This is a genomic window from Planococcus circulans, from assembly GCF_020023385.1.
Lineage (GTDB): Bacteria > Bacillota > Bacilli > Bacillales_A > Planococcaceae > Planococcus.
Genome location: NZ_JAIQCL010000001.1, coordinates 32,795 through 51,271, shown reverse-complemented (window position 1 = coordinate 51,271; position 18,477 = coordinate 32,795). Strand labels below are relative to the sequence as shown.

Genomic DNA, 18,477 nt, shown 5'->3' with positions numbered 1-18,477 from the left:
GCGGAGCGATAAGACGGGTGTACTTCCCGGCTTATTGTGTGAGCCTTGCCCAAAGCGACCGAAGCGGCATCTGAAATAATGATTCTCAGGTTTAATTTAAATTTAAAATCTTTATTAACACCAGCAGTATTGTTATGATTAAACTTAATAATGGAGGCGAAATACATGAAACAATATTTAGACTTATGCGAACATATTTTACATAATGGAGCGACTAAGGAAGATCGGACCGGTACAGGAACCTTAAGTGTCTTCGGCCACCAGATGCGATTCGATTTAACTGAAGGGTTTCCACTGATGACCACTAAAAAAACGGCGTTTCGCTTGATCGTCTCGGAACTTCTCTGGTTCATCAAAGGCGACACCAATGTCCGGACTTTGCTGCAGGACAATAATCATATATGGGATGAATGGGCGTTTGCCCAATGGGTCACAAGCGATGAGTATGCAGGTCCCGATATGACTGATTTCGGCCGCCGTGCGCAAAAAGATCCGGAATTTGAGGAACTGTATAAGATGGAAATGCAAGGCTTCCAACGGAAAGTCATCGAAAATCCGGAGTTTGCTGAAAAGTACGGCGACCTTGGGCCGGTTTACGGCAAACAATGGCGCTCTTGGGCAACAACCCAAGGCGGAACCATCGATCAATTGAAAAATGTCATTGAGTCGATCAAGAACAACCCGGATTCCCGCCGTCACCTGGTTACTGCCTGGAACCCTGAATTCATCGACGACATGGCTTTGCCGCCATGCCACATCATGTTCCAATTCTATGTAGCGGATGGCAAACTGTCCTGCCAGCTGTACCAGCGCAGTGCAGATGTCTTTTTAGGCGTGCCTTTCAATATTGCATCCTATGCGCTTTTGACACACCTTATTGCACGGGAATGCAAGTTGGAAGTCGGCGATTTCGTCCACACAACAGGCGATACCCATCTGTATTCCAATCATCTGGAACAGGTTAAAGAGCAAATGGCAAGAGAGCCAAAACCATTGCCGACTTTAAAGATCAACGAAGACGTCGAATCGATTTTTGACTTGACTCTGGCGGATATTACAATTGAAGGCTACGATCCGCATCCGCGGATCAAAGCTCCGGTCGCAGTTTAATGGATTTATTTAATAACAAAAAAGCCTGATCATTAAAGCTCAGGATCCGCCGAAGAGCGGTATAGGAGGAAAATGCATGATTTCATTGATGGTAGCGCATGATCAAAACCGTGTCATCGGCATAGGCAACGAATTGCCTTGGCATATCCCAGCAGATTTAGCTTATTTTAAAGAACACACCATTGGGAAAGGCATCGTCATGGGGCGCAACACGTATGAATCCATCGGCCGGCCGCTTCCGAAGCGCCGCAATATCGTCGTCACTCGCAATGATGATTATGAGGCAGAAGGTGTCGATGTCGTCCATAACATACAGGATGCCGTAAAATTAGCCAAAGAAGTCCATGAAGAAGTCATGATCATCGGCGGCGAGCAGATCTTCAACTCGGTGCTGGACGATGCAGACCGCTTGTACATCACGCTAGTACATCAGTCATTTGAAGGGGACACCTACTTCCCGGAATATGGACGTGAATGGAAGCTCGTTTCAGAGTCGGAACAGCAAATTTCAAACGAAGTGCCTTTTTCGTATCTGGTATACGAACGGCGCAAAAAGAAATAGACCATGTTTAATTCGATCCGGACATTCTCGTTTCTTTTTGGCTATTTGCCATTCAGTGCAGTGAACCTGAAAAAGTGCATGAAGCAGAAACCTCAGCTGAGCATACAGGAATACGATCAACTGATCCATATAGAGCCCCAAAAATGGGCATCCGGCATTATGGAGCGGACGAAAAGCACCGTCTCGATCACCGGACTGGAAAATTTACCTGAAGGACCTGCCCTTTTTGTCAGTAATCATGAGGGGAATTTTGATATCCCGGTCCTGCTTTCGACAATCCCGAAACCATTCGGCTTTATCTCCAAAAAAGAAGTAAAAAAGCTGCCGATCATCTCCATGTATATGGAACAGATGAATTGCATCTTTTTGGATCGCACCGATCGTCGGAGCGCATTAAAGTCCATCACCGATACAGTCGGGAAATTGAAAGATGGCCATTCGATCTTGATTTTTCCTGAAGGGACTAGAAGCAAAGGACAAGGATTGGGTGAATTCAAGTCCGGGTTCATGCGCATTGCAAAAGATGCAGGTGTACCTATTCTGCCGATTGCGATTCATGGAACTTCCGATATAATGGAAAAAAATAACAACAAGGTCTTGCCAGCGGATGTCAAGGTCCAGATTTTGAATCCCATCTCTGCAGAATTGATCGGAACGCTTGATTCGAAAGAAGCGATTACATTGGTCCGGTCGCAAATTGCTGAAGCTGTTTTGACACTCGCTCTCTCAAAAACCACTAACTGAGGATGGGTTTTGAAGCGGGTAGCAACCCTATCAGTTGTTTACTGTTCTGTAATTCCTTAAACTAAGTAGAGAAGAAGGAAGTGATTTCATGTCCAAGATTCATATTGTCACGGATTCGACCGCCGATCTAAAACCGGAGGTCATTGAAAAATACGACTTGCATGTAGTTCCCTTAACGATTCAAATCGGCGGGAAAACCTATCTGGACCGGGTTGACCTGGAGCCTGAATCTTTTCTTGAATTGATGAAGAATTCCGATGAAATGCCAAAAAGCTCACAGCCGGCTCCTGGGGTATTCAAGGAACTTTATGACAAGCTAGGCGAAAATGGAGATCAGATTTTATCAATCCATATGACCGGCGGAATGAGCGGTACTGTCGAATCGGCAAAAACCGCAGCTCAGCTGACGGATTCGGATGTTACGGTCATTGATTCACGCTATATTTCCCATGCGCTGACATTCCAGGTGTTTGAGGCTGCTGATATGGCGAAAGCCGGAAAATCAATGGAAGAAATCGTGGAGCGCATTGAACAGATCCGCCTGAATACGAAGCTGTTCGTCGTAGTGGATACGCTCGATAATTTGGTGAAAGGCGGCCGTATCGGAAAAGGCCGCGCATTATTGGGGTCATTGATGAAGATTAAGCCGATCGCTTCATTGGATGACGGAGAGTATACGCCAGTTGCCAAAGTCAGAAGCCACAAGCAAGTGGTGGATTACTTGATGAAAGAGTTCATGGAGCGGACAGCCGGGAAGATAGTCAAAGGTGTCGGCATTGCCCACGCCAATGGCTTGGCGATGGCTGAACCGTTGCGGGAAAAAATCAAGGAAACGGGTTTTACGGATATTAAATTCGATTTTACAACTCCAGTCATCTCCACCCACACGGGTATCGGAGCGATTGGTTTTATGTACTACACGGATTAACTGAAGTGGTAAGGCCCATTCGAAAAAGGGGAGACAAATTTGAAACGCATCCTGTTTATTATTGTCTTTTTGTCCATGGGTATAGTAGCGGGGTGCAGTCCAACGTTTATCTTTGGAAATGAAGAAGCGGAACCAAGAAGCGAACCAGCCATCAATCCATACACGGTTCCGCCTAATTTCATTCCTCAAGCAGTGATTCTCACAGCGCTTGGGGATTCCTTGTCTCAAGGCGTAGGCGATACAGAAAATCTGGGTGGCTATACAGGTCGGATTGCAGCCGAAATTCGGACCTGGCAAGGAATTGAAGGGGTCGCTGTTGAAAATACCGCCAAACGCGGGCGCCGCAGCGATCAATTGCTGGCCATGTTCCAGCAAGGTGAACTTACAGGTCCGGTGGCGGAAGCGGATTACCTGACAATGACAATCGGTGGCAATGATGTCATGCGGATCGTCAAACGGGATCTGTTTTCGTTGAATATGGAAGCTTTTGCTGATGAACTGATTCTCTATGAAAATCGATTCGATACGATTTTTACGGCAATCCGGGACATCAACCCGAATGCCCCTATGATCGTAATGGGCATCTATAATCCCTTCTCGCTCATTACGGATGAAGTCGAGGAGTTCGATCAAATTATCGCCTCATATAATGATGTGATGCAAGAAAGAGCAGAACAGGATCCGCAGGCATGCTTTGTGCCTGTCAGTGATTTGTTTGTCGGCAATAAAAACTTGGTTTACCATTCCGACTTTTTTCATCCGAACAGCAAAGGGTATGACTTGATGACTGAGCGCATCCTGGAACGGATGGAAGAATGCGGATTGAGCTATCAAGAATAGGGTGGTGACATAATGAAAAAATGGCGTATCGCTTTCTTTATACTGCTGGCATTTAATGTCCTGGCATTGGTGGGAGTCGTGCTTTATGTGACCACTCCGCCAAAAGATTACACATCTTATCAGGCATTAAAAAATGCTCCTGCTACCGGCAATACGGTAGTGGTCAATACGACAAAAGCTGATTTTGAAGGAATAGCCAATACCTATATCCAGGATGCCATGAAAGACCAGCCGATTCCTTTAGCATTGTCGGTTAATGACGATGTCAGTTTGTCGACAGAGCTTACTATTTTTTCAGTGACCCTGCCGATTTTGATGAAATTTGAACCGCTCGTTCAAGAAGATGGGAATTTATTGCTGGAACAGAAGTCGGTAGAAGTCGGTATGCTGGATATTCCTCCCGAATCTGCGTTAAAGTTGCTTAGAGATTCGGTTGAACTTCCAGAGTTTATGGAAGTGATGCCTGCGGACGAAGAAGTGCTGCTCAAGTTGACGGAAATTCCATTGGATGATGGCATTTCCGTTCGTGCATCATCATTCAACCTGCAAGAAGACGATATCCGATTACTGGTGACAATTGAACCATAAGAAACGGAGTGGACGTATGAAGACAGAAAAAGCAACATTTGCAGGCGGCTGTTTTTGGTGTATGGTCAAGCCTTTCGATTCATTGGATGGCATCGAAGAAGTGGTGAGCGGCTATACAGGCGGTGAGTTGCCAAATCCGACCTATGAACAGGTTTGTTCAAATGCCACAGGCCACGTAGAAGCTGTTCAAATTACCTTCCAGCCGGAGATTTTTCCATATGAAAAATTACTGGATGTATTTTGGACACAAATCGACCCGACAGATGCAGGCGGCCAATTTTTTGATCGCGGCGAATCTTACGGAACAGCAATTTTCTATCATTCTGACGAGCAACGGATCGCAGCAGAAAAATCCAAGCAGGAACTGGACAATTCAGGCAGATTTGAAAAGCCTGTAGCCACGCCTATCAAGGAAGCAAAGCCGTTTTATCCGGCAGAATCGTATCATCAGGATTATTATAAGAAAAACCCTGCCCATTACAATCGTTACTCGGTAGGTTCCGGGCGGACAGCGTTTATCGAAAAGAATTGGGGTGGACAATCATGAAAGAAGAATTGAAAGCGAAGTTAACGCCGATGCAATATCATGTAACCCAGGAAAGCGGGACTGAACCGCCTTTCCAGGGGGAATACGATCAGCATTTCGAAGACGGCATCTACGTAGATATCGTTTCTGGAAAACCGCTTTTCAGCTCCAAGGATAAGTTCGACGCCCATTGCGGCTGGCCGAGTTTTGCCAAGCCCATTGATGGCGCAGAAGTAAAAGAGAACTTGGATACAAGCCACGGTATGAGAAGAACAGAAGTCCGTTCTGAAACGGCTGATTCCCATCTTGGACATCTTTTCCCGGATGGACCGTCTTCTCTTGGCGGCCTGCGCTACTGCATCAATTCCGCAGCACTTCGTTTTGTGCCCAAAGATCAATTGGATGCGGAAGGCTTATCCGAATACAAGAAATTGTTTGAATAACGGGTTTCCCGGACAACTGTCCGGGTTTTTTTTGCCTTAAATTATGGAAGGAGACCTTCATGGAACGTTCATTTTATCAATTTGCATTGAAATACCGGGGGAAGCTCGTAGCTGACGATTATTCACGCTTTGCGGAAGCGATGTTCTTGGATCATTCATTTCCCAAAACGGCCACGGATTTCGACAAGCTATCCAAATACATCGAAGAAAAGGCGCATCCCGTCATGAAAGCGTCCACCTTTGATGACATGTGGGAAGAATATACAGGGGAATAAGGCTCGTCATTGCACTAAAGGAAAAAAACCAGTATGATTAAATCGACTATATTAAAGTGAGGTTTTTAGATGAGTGTTCATATCAATGCGAAAAAAGGCGATATTGCCGAAACAATTCTACTGCCGGGAGATCCGCTTCGTGCAAAATACATAGCGGAAACTTTCTTGGAAGATGTGACTTTGTACAACGAAGTCCGCAATATGTTCGGATATACCGGAACATATAAAGGGAAACGCATCTCTGTTCAAGGAACAGGAATGGGTGTACCTTCAATTTCGATCTATGTTACAGAATTGATGCAGGAATACGATGTGAAAAAATTGATCCGTGTTGGAACATGTGGTTCAATCCATAAAGACGTTAAGGTTCGCGACGTCATCTTGGCACAAAGTGCTTCAACTGATTCAAAAATGAACGAGATCATTTTTAAAGGTGTCAACTATGCTCCTACAGCTGATTTCGATCTATTGCTGAAAGCGTACAACGCCGGTATTGAAAAAGGATTGAATTTACGTGTTGGGAACGTCTTTACTGAAGATGTCTTCTACAACGAATTTGCAGAGCACGAAAAATGGGCGCAGTATGGTGTCCTGGCACTTGAAATGGAATCTTCTGCCCTATACACATTGGCTGCGAAATTCGGCCGCCAAGCCCTTTCAATCTTAACTGTCAGCGATCACTTGCTGACTGGTGAAGTGACGACTTCCGAAGAGCGCCAAACAACGTTCAACGATATGATCGTCGTAGCGTTGGACGCAGCGATCCAAGAGTAGAAAGAAAAGAGCAAGCAGCCTCTCAAGTTTTAAAAAAAGACTGTCTTGACAGTCTTTTTCTTTTAATGCTCTCCAGTTCTGAAGGCAATTATGAAAGTGGTGAAATAGATGGATGATAAACATCCGGGGGAAGAGCATGAACAGATTCCGCCAGTAGAAGAATCGCCGTCGCACACTATTAAGATGAAAACATTCTCGTTCATTATGCTTGTCTTCCTTTTAATAATAGCAACGGCAGGTTTGACCGTTTTTGCCTTAACGTTCGGCGACGACAAAGCAGTGGAAGTCAATTCGCCGGAACGCCGCGAATTCGAGAAGCTGTATACGGCATATGACCAAATCCAGGATCAGTATTTCAAGGATGTCGACAGAGATGTTCTGGTCAATGGAGCGATCAACGGCATGGTCGACTCGTTGGAAGATCCGTATTCCGATTACATGAATGAAGAAGAAGCATCTCAATTCCTGGAAGGGATTTCTTCAAGTTTCCAGGGAATCGGTGCAGAAGTGCAGGAACGCGGCGGGTTTATAACAGTGGTTTCGCCCATCAAGAATTCACCTGCAGAAAAAGCGGGTGTCTTGCCGAACGATCAGATTATAGCGGTTGATGGAGAAAGCATCCAAGGCTTTACAACAACTGAAGCGGTTATGCTGATTCGTGGTGAAAAAGGGACTGAAGTTACATTGACCATCGTGCGTGGCGAAAATGCAGATCCGATCGATATTACCATCGTGCGGGATGAAATTCCGATCGAGACCGTTTACGCGGAAATGGTCGGAGACAAAGTCGCACATATTCAAGTGACAAGTTTCTCTGAAAATACCTATCAGGAATTGCTTGATGCCATTGAGGAAATGGAAGCTGAAGGAATGGAAGCGCTCGTCATGGATGTGCGCCAAAATCCGGGTGGCTTGCTGGATGTGGCTCTTGATATTTCCGACTTGTTTATTGAAGAAGGTAAACCATTATTTGAAGTTCAGGCAAAAGGTGCAGAACCGGAAATCTATATGTCTACAGCAGGTACGAAAATCGATGTTCCTGTTACGATGCTGATCGATGGCGGCAGTGCTTCAGCGTCCGAGATATTGGCAGGAGCGATGAACGAGTCGGCAGACATCAAATTAGTCGGTGAAAAGACATTCGGCAAAGGGACTGTCCAAACAGCCAATGACCTTCAAGATGGCTCTAATTTGAAATTTACGACAGCTAAATGGCTGACACCTGACGGCAATTGGATCCATGAAAAAGGAATCGCGCCGGATGTGGAAGTGGCATACCCTGCGTATGCGTCTCTTCCGGTACTGGATACTTCAGTAGAGCTGAAAGACGGCGTCATTTCCGACCAGGTCAAGACTGCGGAGCAGATGCTCGAGGCACTTGGCTACGAAGTCGGAGAAGTGGATGGTGTATTTGAAGAGCAGATGACAGAAGCTGTGGAAACTTTCCAGGAGGAAAATGACCTGGAAGCGACAGGCATCTTGACTGGAGACAGTACATTTGCAGTAATGGATGCATTGCGTGAAAAAATCGAAAATGATGATCCGCAATTGCAGGAAGCTAAAAAACTTCTGATGGAAGAAGCGGGAATCGCAGCTTCGGCATCAGAAGAAGCTGAAGAAACTGAAGAGTGATTTCTAAAGGTCCGCTTAGGCGGGCCTTTTCTTAATCAGGGATTGAAAGGATGAGACGATGAAGGATGTATATTTGTTCAGTGGATTTTTGGGGAGCGGGAAAACGACGCTGCTGAAAGGCATGATCAGCCAAATGAAAGAACAAGGCCTCAAGCCTGCCGTCTTCATGAACGAACTCGGTAAAATGAATATGGATTCCGACTCAGTAGAAGATGGCGTGCCGTTGAAGGAAATCCTTGACGGCTGCATTTGCTGCTCGGGATCCGAGAAATCAGAAGCGCAGATCCAGACCCTGCTGGCTGAAGAGGACTTCGACGTCCTACTGATTGAAACAACAGGTGCCGCACATCCGGTAGAAGCCTTGGATGCCATCTTTTCTCCCTTATTTGCTGACCGCTTGAATTTCAAAGGGATCGTCACGGTAGCCGACAGCAAACGGTGGATGGACCGGGGTAGCTTATCGCCGCAGATCCGTTCGTTGTTTTTGGAGCAGATCCGCCACGCCGATTTGATACTGGCCAATAAATCGGACTTGCTGACAGAGGGCGAGCAGGGAACGGTGGTTTACGAAATCCAGTCGCTGAATCCGAAAGCACAGATCATTCAGACCGTGCACGCCAAAGTGCCATTTTCGGCGTTGGATAAATTGACGCCTTCAAAGTCGGGAGACGTTGCGAAAGCCCCGATCTCAAAATTGAACCTGAATGCCAAAGTGCTGCAATTTGAAGCACCAGTGCAACGGGAAAAGTTTGAGGAGTGGCTGCGCGCACTCCCGGATACGGTATTCCGCATCAAAGGCTATGTGCCGCTCGAAGGCGATAAATATCCGCATGCCTTCCAGTTTGCCTATGGGATGGCGCAATGGCTTCCTGAATACATCAAGATGCAGAACCAGATTGTCGTAATCGGAGAAGGCTTGGAAGGAGTCGAGCTTCCATGATTGAGGCTTATCGGAAACTCTGGCCGCAACGGGCGGCAGCGGAAAAGATTGCGACTCAGCAAGAGCTTGAAAAATACATGCTGATCGAATTGGATGACGAACTGACCCATCCACGCGTCCGCAAATCCAGACAGCAAAAACTGGAGTTGGCACTGGCGCGGATTGAACAATCAGATTTGTCGCAGACGGAAAAAGACGGTTTGGCCGCTTTGTATCGAAAACTAGCCGCTGAGTAGATCGAAAACCGATTGGGAAATAGTCGGCATAACTAAAAGCAGGACACGAAAAATCATTGATTTTTCGTGTCCTGCTTTTTATCGTTCCCTATTTTATTCAGGCTGTCAAGAAACTTCTAACAAGCCGTGGTTTTCCGAAGCTTACCGCTCGCTTTCCGCGGGCTCGCGTCCAAGCCTCCTCGTTCGCTTTGCTCTCTGCGGGGTCTCGGCCGTCTCGCTTTCCCGCAGGAGTCGAGCGGACGCTTCTCTAAACCACTTTATGAACTCTTTCTTCTTTGAATGTAGCGGAAGGCGGCGACTCCAACGGGAGCAGTGACGGAGCAAAGCGACAGAGCGACACGAGCTGGAGCCACTGGACTGAGCAGAGCGAGGGAAGCGGCAGAAGCCGTGCCCGTGGAACGCGTCCGCCTAGAGCGAAATGTAGTATGAAGACTTTTTCAACAAGCTGATTTTATTGCGCGTTCCGCGGGACTGCTGCGGTTTGACGGGAAATCTTTTTTTGGATCGACAGCAAGCGGATAGACAAGGTGACGGCTCCTGCCGTCAAGCCGACAATCAAACCGATCCAATAGCCGAAGGCACCGAAATCAGTGAAATTTGCCAGCAGGTATCCGCAAGGCAAGCCAATGACCCAATAGGATATCAAGGCCATGATGAAGGTGATGTTCACATCCTTGTATCCGCGTAACGCTCCTTGAACGGGCGCTTGAATCGCATCAGAGAGCTGAAACAAAGCTGCAAACAGCAGGAACTGCACGGCCAATTCGACCACCACAGGGTCTGAGGAATACAAGGCCGCAATTTCACTGCGCATGAAGAACAGGATACAGGCGGACAGGGCACTCAAGATGATAGCAGTGCCGACACTCAGCCAGCTATAATATTTGGCATCCCGGAAACGTTTGGCACCGACCTCGTAGCCGACCAGAATTGTCGCGCCCATAGAGATACTGAGCGGCAGCATATACAATAAGGATGCGAAATTCAGGGCAATTTGATGGGCTGCGATGGTGACGGTGCCGTAAACTGCCAGCAAAAACGTCACGGCAGAGAAAATACTGGTTTCCACAAAAATCGAAATGCCGATGGGAACCCCGATCCGGCTTATTTCGCCCCAGTGGCCAAGCGACACCTTCGGCCATTTACGGAAGATGCCGTAGGAATTGAACGGACTTCTTGTATGGATGATCCAGATGGCAATCGCAAGAATCAGCCAATATGTGATGGCCGAGGCAAAACCGGCTCCTGCGCCTCCAAGTTCCGGGAAACCGAAATTCCCGAAGATCAGCAGGTAGTTGAAGAAGATATTGATAGGTGCCGACAGCAGTGAAATGACCATTGTCACACGAGTGGCTCCGAGTGCATCGATATAGGAGCGCAAGGCATTGTAGACGAATAACGGAATCAACCCGATCGACATCGCAAAGATATAACGGCTTGCGACATCTGCGACAACCGGTTCAAGGTCCATGAAGGCCAGCAGATAATCGATGCCGAAGTAGAAGAAAGCAAAGACGATTGCAGACAGCAGGAACGCCAAATAAATCCCTTGCTGGACGGCTTGTTTTACTTGTTCTTTTTTCTTAGCTCCCATCAATTGTGCTACAATTGGAGTGATGGACATAAGAATACCAGCAAGGCCGATGTAGACGGGCACCCAAAAGGACGAGCCGATCGAAACGCCTGCCAAATCTTCTGTTCCGTAGCGGGCAGTCATGTAAATATCGAAAAATGTCACCATATACATCGCTATTTGCGTGACAAGAATCGGGAAAACAATTTTCACCAACAGCAGCATTTTTTCTTTCATGGTTCTTGTTTGGTGCATACTTCTTTCCTCCCGCAAATTATCTGAGTTGCAATTTGACTGTAGTTTTTCATATCGCTTCGGCTGTTTTGGGCAGAGTTCAAGCAAGAAGCCAGGTACAGTAAAGCAGTCTTCTTACTTTGTTAAAGCCATGGCACGCCGGCGGTAAGATATTATAAAAACAATTTTACACATAGAATCCAGTATAGCATAGAAAGGCGTGCTTAAAGCGGTCCGGCTATGCCAAATTAATAGATGAGAGTAGGACGAGCAATGGAAAACAGAACAATTTTATTGACCGGAGGCGGAACAGCAGGACACGTCTCTTTAAATCAGGCATTGATTCCAGAACTGAAGAATTTAGGATTCCATGTAGAGTACATCGGTTCCAAAGACGGCATTGAAAACGAACTGATCCGTGAATCGTTTCCATCCGTTCCTTACCACGCCATTTCAAGCGGGAAATTAAGACGCTATTTTTCCACAAAGAATTTTTCGGATCCGTTCCGTGTAGGTGCTGGATTGATGCAGGCGATGAGTATCATCCGGAAAACCAAGCCTGTGGCGATTTTTTCGAAGGGTGGGTTCGTATCTGTTCCGGTCGCAATGGCTGGACGCATGATGTCGGTCCCGGTCATCATCCATGAATCGGATGTTACGCCTGGATTGGCCAACAAGATTGCGCTGCCTTTCGCAGACCACATCTTCACCGTCTTCAAAGAAACACTGGCACATGTGCCGAGTGAGAAGTCTACATGTACAGGTTCACTTATCCGCAGTGAGCTGTTGGAAGGCTCGACAGAAAAAGGGCAGGAAATCTGTCCATTCGATAATGAATTGCCGGTTCTGATGGTGATGGGTGGAAGCCAAGGTTCGGCTATGATCAACTCAGCTGTTCGCAATAATCTGGAACGGCTGCTGGAACAGTTTAATATCATCCATTTATGCGGCAAAGGCAACAGTATGCCGGAACTGGATGTCCATGTGAATTACCGGCAATTTGAATACGTTACGCACGAATTACCGCATTTATTGCATATGACGGATTTCGTGGTTTCACGGGCAGGGTCCAATTCCATATTCGAATTTTTAGCATTAAAAAAACCGATGCTGCTTGTCCCATTATCCATCCAAAAAAGTCGGGGCGATCAGATACTGAATGCGAATCTCTTCAAGAAACAGGGCTTTGCGCATGTGGTTGAAGAGGAAGAATTGACTGCAGACCGCTTTGTAGAAGAAATGGACCGCTTGCAGGCCGGGAAAGGCCAGTTGATCGAAACTATGACACAAGCCGAAGCGCCGATTACTGCTGCTGAAATGGCTAAATTGGTCTCAGCCCATACAAAATAACTTCCAACTATATTAAAAGAGGTGACCGGAATGGAAATAACGTTGACAAAAGTCCATGGCTCTATGAATACCTTCTATATGCTGGAATCGGATGAACGCAATGATTTTGCTGAGATGGCGATTCAACTATCGGCATTGGATAAGGACATTGACGGTATTCTAGTGATTTTGCCTTCATCTGTTGCACACGCGAAGATGCGGGTATTCAATAATGACGGTTCAGAAGCATCCATGTGTGGAAATGGCCTTCGCTGTGTGGCCCGGTATGTATGTGAACGCGACGGCGTACAGGAAGCGGTGATTGAAACCATGAGAGCTTCGCTGCGCGTCAAAAAAGAAGAGACGTTAAATGAAGGGATCAAAACCTATGCGGTCGAAATATCCCCGGTTTCATTTTCGCTCAGCAGTTTGCCGATGAACTACGAGGGCCATGAGGATTGGGTTCATAAACCCTTGCCATTCGTGTCAGAAGAAATTCCGTTTTCAGCGGTCGCTGTTCCTAACCCACACCTGATCGGGATTGTACCGGCGGACTTGCAGAAGGATACAAGCCATCAGCAGAAATGGGCGCAGTATTTCAATGGCGACAATGATTATTTTTCTGATGGGGTCAACGTCAGTTACGTGACGCCTGTGGAAGACGGCATATTTGTCCGGACCTATGAGCGTGGTGTAGGATTCACGAATGCGTGTGGAACTGCAATGACGGCTTCAGCATTGATCAGCTGCATGGCGGGACTGGTTCCTTATGGGGATGTTTCGGTCTACAATCCAGGAGGCATGGTGAAATGTTCAGTTTCCAAAGAAGGGGACGACATCCAACTTTTGCTTACCGGCAATGCGACCTATCTGTCAGTTGCTAAATTCGACTGGCCACCGAATGGGACCGGCAGCAGAATCCTCTCTTCTGAACCACTGGATGAGCAGGCACGCTATGCGCAGTTCAGTGAGCAAATATCAATACTTTCGAAACAATTCGTCTAATGGAAAGCGGTGAACTAGATGCCAATGCCATTTACCCTGGAGCAGTTGGACCTCCTCTACAGAAATTCGAAAGACCCTGTCTATTTTATGGAGCAAAACGGTGACACCTTTGACTATGTCTACGTCAATCCGGTGTGTTTTGCTATATTCAAAAAAGAACTGCGTGGCACCACGTTGGAAGACAGCATGCCACCGGATTTGACCAGAGAAATCAAAAAGCAGTATCAGATTGCATTGAAAGCAGGAGAGAGGCACATCTACCGCGACTATAGCCTGTTTAGTGACCTGGATACAGCAATGGAAACCGAATTGACTCCGATTGAGTTTGAAGGGCAGAAATTTGTGCTGGCAATCACAAAAAATGTGGCAGCTCAAAAGAAGATTGAAGAAGATTATTTATTTTATGAGTCGCTGGTCCAAAACTCAGTGGATCCGATGATCATGATTTCTGCAGAATACATGATCATCGATTTGAATCCAGCTTATGAAGAAACGTTCGGCGTAGTAAAAGAAGAATGGGTGAACCGCTATTACAAGGATTTGCCCGATAAACAAAAAGAAGTGTTCAGGGCAGGAAAAACATTGCTGGAAAAATTCTCGCCTGAAACTAGAAGCACTTCTGTGATTATGAAGCGACGAAAGCTCGATGGCACAGACGCGAAGTTTTCAGTCAGCTATTCTCCCATCAATGAAAATGGCATTATCCGTGCATTTCATGTTGTGTTCAGGGAGTTGACCAGTGAATTGCTGTTGAAGAATGAGCTGAAAAAGACAGAGAATATTCTGGAGAGCTACAAGGATGCACTTAATTACGCAGCGCTTGTCGCAATCTGGAGTTTGTCTGGTACCATTGAATTCGTCAATGACAATTTCAATCAATTGACCGGTTATAAAGCTGAAGAGCTCATCGGCATCAATATTTCCAAGATAGGGAAAGCGGTCATTTCCACTGAAGAATATGAAAAGATTCGTGCTGTCGTTAGGAAAGGCTCCATTTGGCGTGGCCAGATAAAAAGTTTAAAGAAAATTGGTGAAGTTTTCTGGGTGGATGCCACTATTATTCCTTTAATGGATATGGATGGCCGAATTTATCAAGTGTTGTCAATCCTATTCGATGTCACAGAACGAAAAAAAATGGAAGAACAGCTCCATTTCATGGCTTACCATGACAGTTTGACGAATTTGCCCAACCGTCGTCTCATGGTCCAGCAATTTCAGCAGATGAAAGAGCAGGCAGAAGCAAAAGATGAACATATTGCTTTGTTGTTCATCGACGGAGACGATTTTAAATCAATCAATGATCAATTTGGCCATGATGTCGGAGATGAGTTCATCTATCATTTCGGCCAGGCAATCAAAAAAAGTGTGCGCAAGCAAGATATGATTGCTCGAGTAGGCGGCGATGAATTCCTGGTGGCCTTATGCGGCATTGCTCCTGAAGAAAGTCAAGAGCAGGTGGAAAGCGTCATCAGCCGGATCAATCAAACACTTGCCGACGGCTGGATAATCGGCGGTCATCATTTTACACCGACTTCATCAATAGGCATTTCGGTTTATCCCGTGCATGGAAATGATTTCGATGATTTGGTCAAAAAAGCGGATGCTGCGCTTTATTTAGCGAAAAGCAACGGTAAAGGCAGTTGCTACATGTATTCATTCCCTTAATACAGGGCTTTATAAGGCCATATTGCAGAAGCGAAGAGTATGAAAGCGCTTAACAATTTCTTATGTGAATATTTTCACGAAAAGGCTTTGTTTTTCAACGGGGAAGTAGTAAGATTGATAGGGAATTTTAAACTTTTATCAACAAAACGCCTTCTGCTTTATGTCTAGTGGGATGCGTGATAAAATAGACGAGACATATAACAAATAAAGTGACTGCCGTCAAACAAATAGTTGGAGGTTTTTTTAATGTCTAGCAATTATCCAGATGCAAAATCCCCGTGGAGTTCCATTACAGGCCCTAACCTGGGATACATAATGGAGATGTATGATCTGTATCAAGAATCACCGGAATTGCTTGATCCAGAGTACGTCGAACTTTTCAAACAATACGGCCCTCCTGTTGAAGCTTCCACAAGCCAACAAGTTTCGACAAGCCAACAAGCTTCGACCGAAAAAGCTGTGGAACCGAACAATTTCGAAAAAGTACTGGCTGCTGTTCATTTGGCGGAAGCGATTCGCGCTCATGGCCATCTGGCATCGGATATCTATCCGTTGAAGGACCAACCAAAAGACAGCTCCCGTATTGAGCCTGCAAATGGCCTCAGCGAGCAGGATCTGAAGGAAGTACCTGTTTCATTGCTTCTGAATAATGCACCGAGCGATGTAACGAATGGCCTGGAAGCTATTAATTATTTGAAGTCCCTTTATACGGATAAAGTCGCTTTTGAATTTTCACACGTAATCCAGCCTCAGGAACGCAGCTGGCTGCAGGAGAAAATCGAAGCTGGTGCAGTCAAACCGACATTGGATCCGGACAAAAAGAAACAAGTTCTTGATCTGTTGACACGCGTAGAAGGCTTTGAGAAATTTGTACACCGCACATTTGTTGGACAAAAACGGTTTTCAATCGAAGGCGTCGATTCACTGGTTGTTCTAATGGACGAACTTGTTCGCTTATCCGAGTCTGCCGGAACACAAGATATCATGATCGGGATGGCGCATCGCGGTCGTTTAAATGTGCTTACACATATTTTGAACAAACCTTACGAGATGATGTTTGCCGGCTTCGCGCATGTAGGAGACGATGCTTTCCTACCAGAAGATGGTTCGCTTCAAATCACTAAAGGCTGGTTTGGTGATGTTAAATATCACATGGGCGCAGCTTATAAATCAGAAAATGGGACAAGTGTAAAACTTGCCTATAATCCTTCCCACCTGGAAATCGTCAGCCCGATCGTTGCTGGACAGACACGTGCTGCTCAGGAACTCACCGACCAAGCGGGTCTGGCAAAAATGGATCCGAAAAAGTCATACGCGATTCTTGTACACGGGGATGCGGCATTCCCGGGGCAGGGCATCGTAACCGAAACCTTGAACTTCAGCCGAGTCAAAGGCTATCAGACGGGTGGATCAATCCACATCATCGCCAACAACCTGATCGGCTTTACAACAGAACAGTTTGATTCAAGATCGACACATTATTCTTCAGATCCTGCAAAAGGCTTTGAAGTGCCGGTTATCCATGTCAATGCTGATGATCCTGAAGCGGTAGTTGCAGTCGCACGCCTGGCTTTTGAATACCGTGAAAAATTCGGAAAAGATATACTGATCGATCTGATCGGCTATCGCCGTTATGGCCATAATGAAATGGATGAGCCATTAGTGACGAATCCGACAATGTACCATGGCATCCATCAGCATGATACTGTCCGCGAACTTTACGGAAAACAATTGTCATCAGAACAAGTTCTATCAGTAGATGATGTTAAAAAACTTGATTCTGATATTCAGAAAGAAATGCAGGAAGCTTATGACAAAGTCAAAGAAAATAAAGCGGCGGATTTCCCGAAAGTTGAAATTCCGGAAGCTGTCTTAAACGGCTATCCTGAAGTTGCGACGGGTGTCGATAAAGACGTTCTGACGAAGATGAACGAAGAGCTATTGTCTTGGCCAAGTGATTTCTCTGCCTTCGGCAAACTGGCCCGAATTCTGAAGCGTCGTGAAGATCCGTTCAATGATAAAGGCAAGGTTGATTGGGCACATGCTGAAACGCTGGCATTCGGTTCAATCCTGCAGGAAGGCAATCCAATTCGCTTGACTGGCCAAGATGCGCAGCGCGGAACATTCGCACATCGCCATCTTGTCCTACATGATGAAAAGAATGGAAATGAACTGGTGCCGTTGCATCACATTTCAGATGCCAAAGCGTCGTTCGTCGTCTATAACAGCCCATTAAGTGAAGCATCTGTATTGGGCTTCGAGTATGGCTACAATGTTGAAAATGATAAAGCGCTTGTTATCTGGGAAGCGCAATACGGCGATTTCGCCAATATGGCGCAAATGATGTTTGACCAGTTCATTTCTGCGGGACGCGCAAAGTGGGGCCAAAAATCAGGCTTGGTCATGCTGTTGCCTCATGGTTATGAAGGACAGGGACCTGAGCATTCGAGTGCCCGTCTGGAACGTCATCTGCAGATGGCTGCTGAAAACAACTGGACAGTTGCAAACCTTTCCAGCGCAGCCAACTACTTCCACATTTTACGCCGCCAGGCTAAAATGCTTGGAGAAGAGGCAATTCGCCCATTGATCATCGTTTCTCCTAAATCATTGCTGCGCCATCCGTTGGTCGGCGCAGATGTAGCTGATTTGGCTGAAGGCCAATTCGAAACTGTCATTGAACAGCCGAATATGGGCAAAGAAGCGAAAAAAGTGAAACGTGTACTTTTTGCTAGCGGCAAAATGGCGATCGACTTGGCAGAACGAGTGAAAGATGGCAAAGGCTATGAGTGGGCGCATATTGTCCGCGTAGAGCAGTTGTATCCTTTCCCGGCTGAGAAGATCAAAGCCATAGTCGACCGTTATCCAAACGTCAAAGAGTTGGCTTGGGTACAGGAAGAACCTCAGAACATGGGGTCATGGACTTTTGCAGATCCGTACTTGCGTGAACTTGCAGATGGCAAAGAAGTGAAGTACTTCGGACGCACCCAACGCCAAAGTCCTGCAGAAGGCGATGGAGAAGCACATAAAGTGGAACAAGCGCGTATAATTGACGAAGCATTAGCTAAATTGTAAG

18 protein-coding genes are annotated in these 18,477 nt (G+C 46.2%); 17 read left to right on the top strand and 1 reads right to left on the bottom strand.

The features are described from left to right. Nucleotides 1-165: 165 nt before the first annotated feature. The 13 genes from K8U60_RS00255 to K8U60_RS00195 all read left to right on the top strand — a co-directional run bounded on the left by K8U60_RS00255 (nucleotide 166) and on the right by K8U60_RS00195 (nucleotide 9,598). Complete coding sequence (locus K8U60_RS00255) at nucleotides 166-1,110, top strand: thymidylate synthase (RefSeq protein WP_263298517.1); 945 nt, start codon at nucleotides 166-168, stop codon at nucleotides 1,108-1,110. A 76-nt stretch (nucleotides 1,111-1,186) separates the two neighbouring features. Beyond that, nucleotides 1,187-1,672: a dihydrofolate reductase gene (locus K8U60_RS00250; RefSeq protein WP_223632487.1), complete on the top strand. Its 486-nt coding sequence runs from the start codon at nucleotides 1,187-1,189 to the stop codon at nucleotides 1,670-1,672. Nucleotides 1,673-1,675: 3 nt separating this feature from the next. After that, a complete protein-coding gene (locus K8U60_RS00245) occupies nucleotides 1,676-2,416 on the top strand; it encodes a lysophospholipid acyltransferase family protein (protein ID WP_223632485.1) in 741 nt (246 codons plus the stop codon). A gap of 88 nt (nucleotides 2,417-2,504) precedes the next feature. Beyond that, entirely contained in the window at nucleotides 2,505-3,344 is an 840-nt protein-coding gene (locus K8U60_RS00240; RefSeq protein WP_223632482.1) for a DegV family protein, read from the top strand. A 39-nt stretch (nucleotides 3,345-3,383) separates the two neighbouring features. Next, complete coding sequence (locus K8U60_RS00235) at nucleotides 3,384-4,184, top strand: GDSL-type esterase/lipase family protein (RefSeq protein WP_223632480.1); 801 nt, start codon at nucleotides 3,384-3,386, stop codon at nucleotides 4,182-4,184. A 12-nt stretch (nucleotides 4,185-4,196) separates the two neighbouring features. Continuing rightward, nucleotides 4,197-4,772 carry a YpmS family protein gene (locus K8U60_RS00230; protein ID WP_223632477.1) on the top strand — a complete coding sequence of 192 codons (576 nt, stop codon included), beginning with the start codon at nucleotides 4,197-4,199 and terminating at the stop codon, nucleotides 4,770-4,772. Nucleotides 4,773-4,788: 16 nt separating this feature from the next. Further along, entirely contained in the window at nucleotides 4,789-5,319 is a 531-nt protein-coding gene (gene msrA / locus K8U60_RS00225) for a peptide-methionine (S)-S-oxide reductase MsrA (protein ID WP_223632474.1), read from the top strand. After that, nucleotides 5,316-5,741, top strand: coding sequence for a peptide-methionine (R)-S-oxide reductase MsrB (gene msrB, locus K8U60_RS00220; RefSeq protein ID WP_223632471.1), 426 nt, complete (start codon nucleotides 5,316-5,318; stop codon nucleotides 5,739-5,741). Before msrA ends, msrB begins: the two co-directional genes overlap by 4 nt. A 59-nt stretch (nucleotides 5,742-5,800) precedes the next feature. Then, a complete protein-coding gene (locus tag K8U60_RS00215) occupies nucleotides 5,801-6,016 on the top strand; it encodes a YozE family protein (protein ID WP_223632467.1) in 216 nt (71 codons plus the stop codon). 69 nt (nucleotides 6,017-6,085) lie between these two features. Then, a complete protein-coding gene (deoD, locus tag K8U60_RS00210) occupies nucleotides 6,086-6,790 on the top strand; it encodes a purine-nucleoside phosphorylase (RefSeq protein WP_223632464.1) in 705 nt (234 codons plus the stop codon). A gap of 108 nt (nucleotides 6,791-6,898) precedes the next feature. Beyond that, complete coding sequence (locus K8U60_RS00205; protein WP_223632461.1) at nucleotides 6,899-8,422, top strand: lmo1851 family serine protease; 1,524 nt, start codon at nucleotides 6,899-6,901, stop codon at nucleotides 8,420-8,422. 58 nt (nucleotides 8,423-8,480) lie between these two features. Further along, nucleotides 8,481-9,362 carry a CobW family GTP-binding protein gene (locus tag K8U60_RS00200; RefSeq protein WP_223632458.1) on the top strand — a complete coding sequence of 294 codons (882 nt, stop codon included), beginning with the start codon at nucleotides 8,481-8,483 and terminating at the stop codon, nucleotides 9,360-9,362. Beyond that, nucleotides 9,359-9,598: a hypothetical protein gene (locus tag K8U60_RS00195; RefSeq protein WP_223632454.1), complete on the top strand. Its 240-nt coding sequence runs from the start codon at nucleotides 9,359-9,361 to the stop codon at nucleotides 9,596-9,598. The genes K8U60_RS00200 and K8U60_RS00195 overlap by 4 nt, the downstream gene beginning before the upstream one ends. Nucleotides 9,599-10,049: 451 nt before the next feature. On the opposite strand, the gene K8U60_RS00190 is transcribed toward K8U60_RS00195, so the two are convergent. Further along, nucleotides 10,050-11,426: an MATE family efflux transporter gene (locus K8U60_RS00190; RefSeq protein WP_223632450.1), complete on the bottom strand. Its 1,377-nt coding sequence runs from the start codon at nucleotides 11,424-11,426 to the stop codon at nucleotides 10,050-10,052. Nucleotides 11,427-11,678: 252 nt separating this feature from the next. Here K8U60_RS00190 and K8U60_RS00185 point away from each other — a divergent pair, with 252 nt between their 5' ends. From K8U60_RS00185 to K8U60_RS00170, 4 genes are all read left to right on the top strand, one after another. After that, nucleotides 11,679-12,755, top strand: coding sequence for an undecaprenyldiphospho-muramoylpentapeptide beta-N-acetylglucosaminyltransferase (locus tag K8U60_RS00185; RefSeq protein WP_223632448.1), 1,077 nt, complete (start codon nucleotides 11,679-11,681; stop codon nucleotides 12,753-12,755). Between the two features lie 30 nt (nucleotides 12,756-12,785). Beyond that, entirely contained in the window at nucleotides 12,786-13,739 is a 954-nt protein-coding gene (gene dapF, locus K8U60_RS00180; protein WP_223632446.1) for a diaminopimelate epimerase, read from the top strand. Between the two features lie 18 nt (nucleotides 13,740-13,757). Next, on the top strand, nucleotides 13,758-15,404 hold the full coding sequence (locus K8U60_RS00175; RefSeq protein WP_223632443.1) for a diguanylate cyclase domain-containing protein: 1,647 nt from the start codon (nucleotides 13,758-13,760) through the stop codon (nucleotides 15,402-15,404). 246 nt (nucleotides 15,405-15,650) lie between these two features. Continuing rightward, a complete protein-coding gene (locus K8U60_RS00170) occupies nucleotides 15,651-18,476 on the top strand; it encodes a 2-oxoglutarate dehydrogenase E1 component (RefSeq protein ID WP_223632440.1) in 2,826 nt (941 codons plus the stop codon). The last annotated feature ends 1 nt before the right edge of the window (nucleotide 18,477 follow it).

Bases quoted from the DNA above. Each gene is read 5' to 3' on its own strand.
- K8U60_RS00240 (WP_223632482.1), top strand. From the start codon at position 2,505: ATGTCCAAGATTCATATTGTCACGGATTCGACCGCCGATCTAAAACCG.
- K8U60_RS00185 (WP_223632448.1), top strand. From the start codon at position 11,679: ATGGAAAACAGAACAATTTTATTGACCGGAGGCGGAACAGCAGGACAC.
- msrB (WP_223632471.1), top strand. From the start codon at position 5,316: ATGAAAGAAGAATTGAAAGCGAAGTTAACGCCGATGCAATATCATGTA.
- K8U60_RS00205 (WP_223632461.1), top strand. From the start codon at position 6,899: ATGGATGATAAACATCCGGGGGAAGAGCATGAACAGATTCCGCCAGTA.
- K8U60_RS00190 (WP_223632450.1), bottom strand. From the start codon at position 11,426: ATGCACCAAACAAGAACCATGAAAGAAAAAATGCTGCTGTTGGTGAAA.
- K8U60_RS00200 (WP_223632458.1), top strand. From the start codon at position 8,481: ATGAAGGATGTATATTTGTTCAGTGGATTTTTGGGGAGCGGGAAAACG.
- K8U60_RS00215 (WP_223632467.1), top strand. From the start codon at position 5,801: ATGGAACGTTCATTTTATCAATTTGCATTGAAATACCGGGGGAAGCTC.
- K8U60_RS00195 (WP_223632454.1), top strand. From the start codon at position 9,359: ATGATTGAGGCTTATCGGAAACTCTGGCCGCAACGGGCGGCAGCGGAA.
- K8U60_RS00175 (WP_223632443.1), top strand. From the start codon at position 13,758: ATGCCAATGCCATTTACCCTGGAGCAGTTGGACCTCCTCTACAGAAAT.
- K8U60_RS00245 (WP_223632485.1), top strand. From the start codon at position 1,676: ATGTTTAATTCGATCCGGACATTCTCGTTTCTTTTTGGCTATTTGCCA.
- msrA (WP_223632474.1), top strand. From the start codon at position 4,789: ATGAAGACAGAAAAAGCAACATTTGCAGGCGGCTGTTTTTGGTGTATG.
- K8U60_RS00250 (WP_223632487.1), top strand. From the start codon at position 1,187: ATGATTTCATTGATGGTAGCGCATGATCAAAACCGTGTCATCGGCATA.
- K8U60_RS00170 (WP_223632440.1), top strand. From the start codon at position 15,651: ATGTCTAGCAATTATCCAGATGCAAAATCCCCGTGGAGTTCCATTACA.
- deoD (WP_223632464.1), top strand. From the start codon at position 6,086: ATGAGTGTTCATATCAATGCGAAAAAAGGCGATATTGCCGAAACAATT.
- dapF (WP_223632446.1), top strand. From the start codon at position 12,786: ATGGAAATAACGTTGACAAAAGTCCATGGCTCTATGAATACCTTCTAT.
- K8U60_RS00230 (WP_223632477.1), top strand. From the start codon at position 4,197: ATGAAAAAATGGCGTATCGCTTTCTTTATACTGCTGGCATTTAATGTC.
- K8U60_RS00255 (WP_263298517.1), top strand. From the start codon at position 166: ATGAAACAATATTTAGACTTATGCGAACATATTTTACATAATGGAGCG.